1 protein-coding gene is annotated in these 1,523 nt (G+C 68.6%); it reads left to right on the forward strand.

The window, feature by feature from the left end; translation table 11 throughout:
• Nucleotides 1-165 precede the first annotated feature (165 nt).
• Nucleotides 166-1,523 (forward strand): IS30 family transposase (locus ACZ50K_RS37885; protein ID WP_468912033.1); only part of this gene is annotated, 1,358 nt, incomplete at its 3' end.

The following is a 1,523-nucleotide window of genomic DNA, read 5'->3' on the forward strand; positions in this document are numbered from 1 at the left end:
TGCGAACCGAACTCGTCGCCGACGCCCTCACAGCCGCCTGCCACACCCGCCGCCCCTCCGGCCCGGTGATCTTTCACTCCGACCGCGGCTGCCAAGGTGGATTCAACCGGTCGTCGCAACACTTTGATCTCGGAGGTGTGAGGCGTGGCCACGGCGGACTGGAGTTTGAAGACCAGCGATGTTCCGGAGGGTTTGCGTCGGCAGTGGCGTGCTGATCGTGCGTTGCGGCCGGCGATGCGTTCGCCGGGGCGGCCTGATCCGTCGCGAGTCGTGCAGCGCCAGTTCTGGCGGCTGATCGCCACGGGGGTCACGACGGTGGAGGCGTCGTTGGCGGTCGGCGTGTCGTGGCCGGTGGGTGCGAGGCGGTTTCGTCACGCTGGCGGCATGCCTCCGATCTCGTTGGCCGAGCCCACGGGCCGGTACCTCGCGTTCGAGGAGCGCGAGGAGATCGCGATCCTCAGGGCGATGAACAAGGGCGTGCGCGAGATCGCCCGTGCCCTGGGGCGTGACCCCGCAACGATCTCTCGCGAACTGCGCCGCAACGCCGCCACGCGCAGCGGCAAGCAGGAGTACCGCGCGACGGTCGCCCAGTGGAAAGCGCAGCAGGCCGCCAGGCGCCCGAAGACCGCGAAGCTCGCAGGCGACGACAGGTTGCGTGAGTACGTGCAGGAGCGGCTCGCCGGCAGCGTCCGTCGCCCCGACGGCATGATCGTCGCCGGGCCTGAGACGCCTGGGTGGAAAGGGCTGAACAAGCCGCATCGCCAGGACAGGCGGTGGGCGACGGCATGGAGCCCGGAGCAGATCTCGCACCGTCTCCCTGTCGACTTCCCCGATGATGAGTCCATGCGCATCAGCCACGAAGCGATCTACCAGGCGCTGTTCATCGAAAGCCGTGGTGCACTCAAGCGGGAACTGGTCACGTGCCTGCGCACCGGCCGAGCCCTGCGGACTCCCCGCGCACGGTCGCAGAACAAACCGCAGGGGCATGTCACCGCGGACGTCATCCTCAGCGAACGCCCCGCCGAGGCCGCAGACCGCGCGGTCCCCGGACACTGGGAAGGAGATTTGATCATCGGGACGGGCCGCTCCGCGATCGGCACGCTTGTCGAGCGCTGCAGCCGCTCCACGCTCCTGGTGCACCTGCCCCGGCTCGAGGGCTGGGGCGAGAGTCCGCCCGTGAAGAACGGCCCCTCGCTCGGGGGCTATGGCGCGATCGCGATGAACGCGGCGCTCACCACGTCGATGAGGCAGCTGCCCGAGCAGCTACGCAAGACCCTCACCTGGGACCGCGGGAAGGAACTCTCCGGTCCTGCCCAGTTCGCTCTCGATACCGGGACGAAGGTGTTCTTCGCCGATCCACACTCGCCCTGGCAACGACCGACGAACGAGAACACGAACGGGCTACTGCGTCAGTACTTCCCGAAGGGCACTGATCTCTCCCGCTGGTCGTCCACGGACCTCGAAGCCGTCGCCATGGCGATCAACAACCGGCCCCGCAAGGTCCTCGGCTGGCGGACGCCGGC

It is taken from the genome of Streptomyces sp. NPDC033845 (assembly GCF_055576225.1).